This window comes from Spirulina subsalsa CS-330, from assembly GCF_028330765.1.
Classification (GTDB): Bacteria; Cyanobacteriota; Cyanobacteriia; order Cyanobacteriales; family Spirulinaceae; genus Spirulina; species Spirulina subsalsa_A.
The window spans coordinates 1-9,774 of sequence record NZ_JAQMTY010000038.1 but is presented as its reverse complement, the minus strand read 5'-3'; the positions used below and the strand labels follow the sequence as shown (position 1 = coordinate 9,774).

The 9,774-nt window shown below is 55.6% G+C and carries 5 protein-coding genes; 4 read left to right on the top strand and 1 reads right to left on the bottom strand.

Translation table 11 applies throughout. The features are described from left to right. Nucleotides 1–330 precede the first annotated feature (330 nt). From PN477_RS02705 to PN477_RS02690, 4 genes are all read left to right on the top strand, one after another. On the top strand, nucleotides 331–642 hold the full coding sequence (locus PN477_RS02705; protein WP_272115513.1) for a polysaccharide deacetylase family protein: 312 nt from the start codon (nucleotides 331–333) through the stop codon (nucleotides 640–642). A gap of 99 nt (nucleotides 643–741) precedes the next feature. Further along, nucleotides 742–2,499, top strand: a complete 1,758-nt coding sequence (locus PN477_RS02700; RefSeq protein WP_272115511.1) for a protein kinase domain-containing protein — start codon at nucleotides 742–744, stop codon at nucleotides 2,497–2,499. A gap of 282 nt (nucleotides 2,500–2,781) precedes the next feature. After that, a complete protein-coding gene (locus PN477_RS02695; protein WP_272115509.1) occupies nucleotides 2,782–3,612 on the top strand; it encodes a PEP-CTERM sorting domain-containing protein in 831 nt (276 codons plus the stop codon). Nucleotides 3,613–3,784: 172 nt separating this feature from the next. Then, complete coding sequence (locus PN477_RS02690) at nucleotides 3,785–6,367, top strand: M1 family aminopeptidase (protein ID WP_417158739.1); 2,583 nt, start codon at nucleotides 3,785–3,787, stop codon at nucleotides 6,365–6,367. 145 nt (nucleotides 6,368–6,512) lie between these two features. On the opposite strand, the gene PN477_RS02685 is transcribed toward PN477_RS02690, so the two are convergent. Continuing rightward, nucleotides 6,513–9,635, bottom strand: a complete 3,123-nt coding sequence (locus PN477_RS02685; RefSeq protein ID WP_272115506.1) for a PAS domain S-box protein — start codon at nucleotides 9,633–9,635, stop codon at nucleotides 6,513–6,515. Nucleotides 9,636–9,774 lie beyond the last annotated feature (139 nt).

Sequence of the window (9,774 nt, the reverse complement as noted above, 5' to 3'; positions counted from 1 at the left end):
CGGTGGCTAGTGCCGTTCTTGGAGATATCGTGAGACCCACAGGTCGGACAGGTCATCTCAATAGCCATGAGCTTGTCTCCCTAGTTATCGTAGTTGTGTAGCCTGATTTTCCTCCGTCCCGTGCATTAATGCACTACCCAACGCCTGATTATCGAAACCACCAACACGATCGCCCACCACGAAGGCGCACGGCCTCGCGGTTGGCTGGGGCCGTGGATCGCCCAGAGCCACATCACCCCGGACTTACTCCAGGAAGCCGGCTACACCTATCTGCTGGACTGGTGTTGCGATGATCAGCCGATCTGGTTTCAAACGCGGTCGGGGCGGATTTTGTCGATTCCTTACCCCCAGGAATTGAACGATATTCCAGCGATCGCCGTCCGCAACACCAGCGCCACCGACTTCGCCGACATGATCGTCGATCAATTTGCTGAAATGCAGGGCCAAGCCCAAAATCAACCCCTCGTGATGGGAATCGCGCTGCATCCGTACATTGTCGGTCAACCCTTCCGCCTGCGCCATCTCCGCCGCGCCCTCAACCACATCGCCGAACGCGCCGCCCGCTCCGAAGACCTCTGGATCACCTATCCGGGGGAAATTGCCCGCCATATTCTCACCCTCCCCAATGGGATCGTGCCTTAGGGAGCCGAGCTTGTGCCAATTGAGCGCGGGGGCGATCGCCTTTCACCCCGATCCAGAGCGGGGCTACCATAGGGAAAGGTTTATGTGGTGATGAGGATCATGCTGGGTCAAGTTTTGGATGGTCGCTATCAAGTCAAGCAAGCGCTCGGTGCGGGAGGCTTCGGCCAAACCTACCTGGCCCACGATCTCCGTCGTCCGGGGCAACCCCTCTGCGTCGTCAAACACCTCCGCCCCGCCACCAGCGACCCCCAGGTGTTGCCCACCGCCCGCCGCCTCTTTCAACGGGAAGCGGAAACCCTCGAACAGTTGGGCCGCCATGAACAGATTCCGCGCCTGCTGGCCTATTTTGAGGAGGGGCAAGAATTTTACCTCGTGCAGGACTATGTTGATGGGCTGCCGATTACAGGGGAGTTGAGCGAGGGGCAACCTTGGCCCGAAGTGGAGGTATGGCATCTGTTGCGGGATGGCTTGACGGTGCTGGAGTTTGTCCACAGCCAAGGGGTCGTCCATCGGGATATCAAACCGGATAACATTTTGCGCCAACGCAGCGATCGCCGCCTCGTCTTGGTGGATTTTGGCGCAGTGAAACAGATTCAACTACAGAGTACGTTTTTCCCCAGTCAACTCGCCGCCCAAACCATCGCCATCGGCACACCGGGCTACATGGCCAGCGAACAGGCCCACGGTCGCCCCTATTTTTGCAGTGATATCTACGGGCTGGGGGTGATTGCGATCCAGGCGATCACCGGCGTTGCCCCGATTCACTTCACCTACGATCACGACACTAACGAAATTGCCTGGAATCAGCGCCATTGCAGTGGGGAACTGGCGGCGATCCTGACGAAAATGACAAAGTATTATTGGCGCGATCGCTACCAAACCGCAGCGGAAGTTCTCGCCACATTGCCCCAAGTCACCCCCGCCCCCGTCGTTGCGCCCTCATTCTCCCCACCGCCGGCCGTTGCGAACCTGAATCCCGCCCCGGCCCCCCTCACGCCGCCCCCCTCTCCCCTCTCGGTCGCCGCCACCTATGCCGTCGCGCCCGTGCATCCCACACCCCCCCCGGTAACCGTGGCCCCAACTCCCGATCCGGTCGTGTCCCAGCCGAGTGGATGGGGGCGCGGTGCATTGATTGGGGCGTTCGTATTGGTGTCGATGAGCGTGGGGGCCCTGGTGGGGTTGCGATCGCTCCCTGAAACAGTACCCAGTCTGTTTAGTAATGTGGGGGATTGGATGGATGGCGATGCGGAGCGATGCGTGGTTCAGGTTCGTTCCACCTTACAAGTACGCGATCAACCCACTCAAGAGGCTCAAGCTCTTGATAGCCTGGCCCCGGATACCGAAGTCGTGTTAACCGGCCAAACAGATGGCGTGTGGCGCGAAATTAAAGACCCTAAAGGCTGGGTGCATGGGGACTATCTCCGCTGCGATGGTGGGGCTGATCTGAAGGCGACACCCACTCCCTCCACCTCAGAGCCATCGCCCACAGCTTCACCCTTGGAGAGGAGCGATCGCCTCTTACTCGATCTCGCCCTGCGCAGCCTCGAAGCTGGCAACGTTGATGCCGCCCTCGAGCAAGTCCAAGACATGGCCACCAGCAGCCCCCTCTACCAAGATGCCCAAGCCAGTCTCGAACAATGGCGCGAACTCGAAGCCCAATACCGCCAACTCAAAGCTGATCTGGATGCCGGGAATTGGGAGCAAATTTTAGAGACCGTAGATCAACAAGGCACGATCCAAAATGACCATTGGCAACAACAATTTCGCGAACTAGCCGCCCAAGCCCAACGCATGCGCACCGCCGAACAACAGCAACAATCCCAGCCCGAAGCATCCCCCCCCGACCCAGAATCTTAGGTTGAGCATCACCGAGCCGGCTAGAGGAGATTAACCGTTCAACACAATCCTATCCACCACCCACCACCACTGCCCCCTTCCCGGCGACAAAAGCGACGATTCAGATCAGCGAGGGTTAATAAACTTCCGCTAAAGAAGTCTCCCCATTGTGTGAAGACTGCGCAAACTCCGTAGAATTACCCTTTAGGATCACCCAGTTTTTATGCTTAGATCGTGGGCAAATGAAGCATTAATCATCCCTACAACGCTTAATTTTTGTTTGTACTACGGAGCCACAATGTCATGTTGATGTCACGCATTAGCCCACTGATCGGATTTGCAGCCATTACCGGGATGACCCTCGGTTCTGCCACGGCTGCCCATGCCTTCACTGTCTTTTTTGGGGAAGACATTAACCCTAACCCCACCAACACCACCAAAACCTTCAACAACATCGTCAATTCCAGAGCCGCCGAAACCGAATTTCTCAGCAACTTAAGCCAATTCGCCACGGAAGACTTTGAAAGCCATGCCATTCACACCCAACCCACCAACGGCGGCATGGACATCAATTTTGGCAGCTTGGGCACAGCGACCCTCAGCGGCGGCGGTGACAAATCAATGATCAAAAGCGTTGATCAAAGCCTGCTCAAAACCGCTGGCACCTCCAAAGACATCAAAGACTCGATTAAGCGAGAAGTGGAAAAAGGGCGCAACGCCTCTTCTGGCAGTCAGTTCTGGCTCACCAACGCGGTGCAAAACTACACGATCAGCTTCACCCAAGCCGTGGGAGCCTTGGGGTTCTATGCCTATGATTTAGGGGACTACGAAGCCACGACCTATCTGGATCTCTATCGGGGTGGTGAATTTATCTCCAGTCTGGCGATCGAAAATAAAAATGGCTCCAACGGCAGCACCAACGGATCAGCGTTCTATTTCGGGTTTATGGCGGATAATGCCTCGCAGAACTTCGATCGCGTCGAATTCCGGATGAATCAAATTCAGGGCGATGAATTTGCCTTTGATGATTTCACCGTCGGTAAAGGTGTGCCGGAACCCATGTCCATGGCGGCAGGTCTTTTAGGCGCTGGGTTCTTCGGTATGGCCCGCCGCCGGAAACAGCAAAAATCCTAGGCCTCCCACCCCCATCCAGTCTTGATTCAGACTGAATCGAGGCTGTACCCAACGATCCCCACTCTGGGGGTCGTTGTTTTTTGGGGGGAAAGATGGGGCACGATCGCACTCTAGGGAAAGCTGGGACGTTAAAATACCGTCAGTGTCTATTCAGATCAACCTAAACGAAACGATGCAGTATTTCTATTTTGATGATGAAGGCGATCGCAAAAAATCCTTCGAGTTACCCGGTGCGAAACCCCACTACAACCCCGATCGCCCCGGTCAAGTAGAACATATTGCCCTCGATTTACTGCTGGACTTTCCCCAACAACGGTTTAGCGGCACTTGCACGATCACGATCCGCCCCGTCCATAGCGGCATTCACACCCTCAGCCTCGATGCGGTCGATCTGGTAATTGATACGGTGCAAATTGGTGCGATCGCCCAACCCTTCGACTACGACGGCGAACACCTCCAAATCCAACTCCTCCAACCCACCCGCACCGACCCCTTCGACCTCGTCATCCACTACCGCGCCGACCATCCCCAACGCGGTCTCTACTTCATCCAACCCGACGAACATTACCCCGACAAACCCACCCAAGTCTGGACCCAAGGCGAAGATGAAGACTCCCGCTACTGGTTCCCCTGCTTCGACTATCCCGGCCAACTCGCCACCTCCGAAATCCGCGTCCAAGTCCCCCAGCCCTACCGCGCCATCTCCAACGGCGCACTAATCCACACCGAAACCGTCGGCAATCACACCGTTTACCACTGGCAGCAAACCCAAGTTCACCCCACCTACTTGATGACCCTCGCCGTGGGAGACTTCGCCGAATTAACCGACGAATGGAACGGCATTCCTGTCACCTACTACGTGGAAAAAGGCCAAGAAGAAGCCGCCCGCCTCAGTATGGGAAAAACGCCTCGGATGATGGAGTTTTTGAGTGCGCAATACGGCTACACCTACGCCTATCCGAAATATGCCCAAGTCTGCGTTGCGGACTTCATTTTTGGTGGCATGGAAAACACCTCCACAACACTACTCACCGATCGCTGTCTCCTCGATCAACGGGCTGCGATCGATAACGATCGCACCGAAAGCTTAGTCGTCCATGAACTCGCCCACCAATGGTTTGGGGATTTGGTGGTGATTAAGCATTGGTCTCACGCTTGGATTAAAGAAGGGGCGGCTTCCTATTCCGAAGTGTTGTGGACAGAGCATGAATATGGCCCCGAAGATGGAGCCTATTACCTCCTCAATGAAGCCCGCAGTTATCTCAGCGAAGATAGTTCTCGTTATCGTCGCCCGATGGTGACGAATATTTACCGCGAAGCGATCGAACTGTACGATCGCCACCTCTACGAAAAAGGGGCCTGTGTCTATCACATGATTCGCGGCATCTTAGGCGAAGAACTCTTCGCCAAAGCCATTCATACCTTCATCAACACCAACGCCCATCAAACCGTTGAAACCATCGATCTGCTGCGGGCGATCGAACAGGCGACGGGGCGAAATCTCGCGTTTTTGTTTGATCAATATGTGTTCCGGGGTGGACATCCCGATTTCAAAGTGAGTTACGCCTGGGATGCAGACAATAAATTGGCCAAAATCACCGTGAAACAAACCCAGGCTAAAAGTGATTCCACCGGCAGCGATCGCGAACTCTTTGATCTCAATATTCCCATTGCCTTTGCCGATGTGGATGAGGTGGGCCATGTTAGTTATCAATCCTTCACGCTGCGGCTCAATCAACCGGAACAGAGTTTCTATTTTCCCTTGCCCCAGCGCCCGAAATTCTTCTGTTTTGATGTGTGCAATTCCTATTTAAAAACTGTGGTGTTGGACTATCCCCCGGCGGAATTGAAACAGCAGTTGAAGTATGATCCTGATCCAGTGGCGCGGATCTATGCAGCGATCGCCCTCGCAAAAAAAGGCGGTTTAGATGCGATCGCCACCCTCAAAGAAGCCCTCTTAAATGACCGCTTTTGGGGGGTGCGCGTTGAAGTGGCGCAACAGTTGAGCAAAATCAAGCTCAATCAAGCCATGGAAGCCCTAGCAGACGGCCTGGGTGATACCGATGCGCGGGTGCGGCGGGCCGTGGTGGAAAGTCTGGGTAAATTCACCATTTTGCCCAGTTATGAGCACGTCACGGCGATCGCAAAACAAGGCGATGCCAGCTACTACACCGAAGCGGCAGCCCTGCGCACCTTGGGCGGCATGGTGACCGGGGTGCTCCAGGCTAAACAAGACGAAGTCCTCACCCTCTATCGGGAGGTGCTCGCCCAGCGCGGCGGCTGGAATGAAGTGGTGCGATCGGGGGCGATCGGCGGCTTGAGTCGGTTGAAAACCTCCCCGGCAGCGGTGGCGTTAATCAGCGAGTACACGATCCCAGGCACGCCCCAAGCCCTGCGCTTGGCGGCGATTCGGGCCTTGGGGGCGGTGTCCACGGGCCAAACCCCCGATCAGGTGGAATGGATTGCCCAACAATTAGAAGCGATCGCCGCTGAACCCTTCTTTTTAACCCAAGTGGCGGTGAGTAGTGCCCTCGGACAAATGCAAACCCAGCGAGCGATCGCGATCCTCCAGGCCCTCGCCGACCAAACCCCCGATGGTCGTGTCCGGCGCATGGCCGAAGAAGCCGTTAAACGAGTCCAAAAAAATCTCGGTTCCGATCAAGCCGTCAAGCAATTACGCAACGAACTCGATCAACTCAAAAAAGATAACCAAGACCTGAAAAGCCGCCTCGCCAAACTCGAAGCCCAAGGATAAGGCCGGGGGCCGGTGTTAGGGAACTACTGCTGATACATAACCCAAGCTACGAATCTGGAAGGGGTATGAGTGAGCCAGAGGCTCACACTACCCTGCCTGGAATCCTCTGTAGTGCGAGCTTCTAGCTCGCTGCCTTGCTCTAGCTCTAGTGGAGGAGGGCGGTGGCTTGATGGACGGGCACGGGTTTCGAGAACAGATAGCCTTGGCCCATTTCGCAGTTGAGGTGTTGAAGCCAGGTTAATTGTTCTTGGGTTTCGATGCCTTCCGCGATCGCATGGAGTTCGAGCACATTGCTCAGGGCGACGATCGACTCGGCGATACTCTGGTTTTTCGTACCAATGCGCACATGTTGCACAAAGGCGCGATCAATTTTCAGGAAATCAATGGGAAGTTGATAGAGATAACTCAGGGAAGAGTAGCCCGTACCAAAGTCGTCAATACTGATTTGAACCCCCAGCGATCGTATCCGGGTCAGTAGCTCACAGGTCGCGTCAATATTTTGGGCCACCATACTTTCGGTGATTTCGAGGGTGAGGTGTTGGCCCTGAATCCCAGTTTGGGCGAGAACCTGGGTAATTTGCTGCATGAGGATCGATTCTTGCAGTTGTTTGGGGGAAAGGTTGACGCTGATTTTCAGGCTAGGTCTGCGGTGATGCCAGAGGGCGAGTTGGGCGCAGGCAGCATGGAGTACCCAAGCGCCAATCGGGATGATCAGGCCGGTTTCTTCGGCGATGGGGATAAAGGTATCGGGGGGGATGATGCCCCGTGTGGGGTGTTGCCAACGAATAAGGGCTTCAAAGCCTAGGATTTCGCCGCTGTTGAGGGCGATGATCGGTTGATAGTAGAGCACGAGTTGATCGTGGTCGAGGGCTTTGCGGAGGTCGTTTTCCAGTTGGAGGCGGTTGATCACCTGGAGGTGCATGGCGGGATCAAAGAGGGCGTAGCGCGATCGCCCCCCCGATTTGGCGCGATACAGGGCAATGTCTGCATTGCGGATCAGATCTTCGGCTTCGGTGTAGGTCTGGTCGCTGATGGCGATGCCGATGCTGGTACTGATGAAAATTTCCCGTCCGGACAGGGTTTGGGGCGATCGCAACGCCGCTAAAACTCGCTCCGCCACCTGAATCGCTTCGGTTTCTCCGGTAATGTCTTCGAGGAGGATCACAAATTCATCACCGCCGAGGCGCGACGCGAGATCCGTCTCTCGGATCAGAGTGCTGAGGTGTTGAGCGATCGCAATCAGCAACTGGTCGCCGATTAAATGCCCCATGCTGTCGTTGATCAGTTTGAATTGATCCAAGTCGAGAAACAACACCGCAATCTGCACCGTGGGATCAGCCTGGGCCCGTTGGCAGGCGGCTTGGAGTCGTTCCATTAAGCAACTCCGGTTCGGTAGTCCGGTGAGGGCATCATGGCGGGCATCGTGGCGAAGTTGGTTTTCGATTGTGACGCGATCGGTGACTTCACGGGAGGTGGTTTGCAGGTGTTGCACCTCCCCGTCTGGATTCAAAAGGGGCTTAATCAGGGTTTCAATCCAAATGTAAGCGCCGGTTTGGGTTTGAATGCGGTAGACGCTGGGGTTGCTGGAAAAGTGGAGAGTTTGGGCATGGAGATCGTTGCGGAAGCGATCGCGATCGTCCGGGTGGATCAAGTCCTCTGGCTGCCGTCCGATTAACTCGTCGGGGGCATAGCCTAACATCGTTTGGCTCGAAGGGGTGACGTAGAGATAACACCCGTCAGGACGGTGGAGACAGACGAGATCGCTCATGTTCTCGGACACGAGGCGGAAGCGGGCTTCACTTTCCGCGAGGCTTAACTCGGCTTGCTTGCGATCGGTAATGTCCTGCGCCACCCCCGCCCGTCGCACCAGTTGCCCGCTCTCGTCGTAGATGGGAAAGCCGCGATCGCAAATCCAGCGCACCGCCCCATCCGGGCGCACGATCCGATATTCCAGTTCAAAGGGTTGATCGCGATGGGTACGGTAGTGGGCGATCGCCCAGTCCTGATCCTCAGGATGGATCGACTCCAGGAAGGATCGCGGTGCAGTTGCCAAGCTCTCGCAACTGCGTCCCCAAATCGTGGCATAGGCCGGGCTAACGTAGAGACTCTCACCCGTCACCGTATCACTGAGCCAAAACACCTCTTGCACCGTTTCCGCCAGTTGCCGAAATTTTGATTCACTTTCCCGGAGGGAGGCTTCAACGGCCTTGCGATCGCTAATATCGTCAACAATCCCCACCACCAAGCTCCGTTCCCCCTCCGAATTGCGCAGTATTGAACTGGTGACTTCCACCCAGATCAATTCTCCAGACTTACGGCGCTGTTGCTTTTCAAAGCTATACATCTCCCGTTCACCCGCAATCATTTGATCAAACAGGACGCGGTGCTGGTCGCGATCGCCCGCTGCCGTCATCTCAAACACAATCGTCTGAGTCAGTTCCTCGGCACTGTAGCCTGTGATTTCACAATATTTTTGATTGACCCGCAGAATCTGCCCCGTGGGGTCACAAAACACAATCCCCACCCGCACCTGTTCAAACACAGACCGGAACAAATATTCACTCTCTTGCAACGCCTGTTCCGTCATCTTCAGGGCCGTAATATCGCGCCCCACGGACTGCACTTCAATTAAGTTCCCCTGCTGATCAAAAATGCCTTGGTTTAACCACTGCGTCCAGCCCTCTTGTCCATCCGCCCGTTGATCTCGATTCACCGCCATAAATGTGGCGCGATCGGGGGTGAGTTGCGCTAAACGCTGGAGGGTCTCATCTTTTTCTAAATCACTGGAATTGGCAAAATCGATCCAGGGATGCCCGATGATCTCCTGTAGAGAGGTTCCTATCGCCTGACAGAGGGCCTGATTGGCAAAGGTGATGGTCGTATCGGGGAGCGATCGCAAAATAAAATCCGTTTGGGACTGCACCACCTGGCGATAGCGGCTTTCGCTGGCCCGCAGGGCGATTTCCGCGGCCTGGCGTTGAGCATCCAGCTTGTGGCGATCGCTCACATCCAGAATCAACGTATCCCAAAGCACCGAGCCGTCCCCTTGGCGCGTCGGTCTGCCCGCCGCTTCTAGCCACTTGAGCCTTCCCGACGGAGTGATGATCCGCCATTGCCAAAACCAGGGGTCTAGGGTCTGAGCCGACTGGAGTACCGAAGCCTGCATCGCGTCCACATCCTCAGGATGCACCATCTCCCACAACACCGCCGCACTCTCCATCACCGTAGCCGCCTCCACTTCCCACAGCGTGGAGCAACCCGTACTCATTTGACATACTCCCCCACTAAACCCTACGGGCTATAGTGGGAGATTCTGAACAGCCAGTTACCTGACCATTTATCCACTCAAACAACGAGAGTTGCAGAGGGTTGCTAGGCTCAACGACTAACGCCATTGATTTATCCTG

Coding starts and splice junctions, on each gene's coding strand:
- PN477_RS02700 (WP_272115511.1), top strand. CDS start 742: ATGCTGGGTCAAGTTTTGGATGGTCGCTATCAAGTCAAGCAAGCGCTC.
- PN477_RS02695 (WP_272115509.1), top strand. CDS start 2,782: ATGTTGATGTCACGCATTAGCCCACTGATCGGATTTGCAGCCATTACC.
- PN477_RS02690 (WP_417158739.1), top strand. CDS start 3,785: ATGCAGTATTTCTATTTTGATGATGAAGGCGATCGCAAAAAATCCTTC.
- PN477_RS02685 (WP_272115506.1), bottom strand. CDS start 9,635: ATGAGTACGGGTTGCTCCACGCTGTGGGAAGTGGAGGCGGCTACGGTG.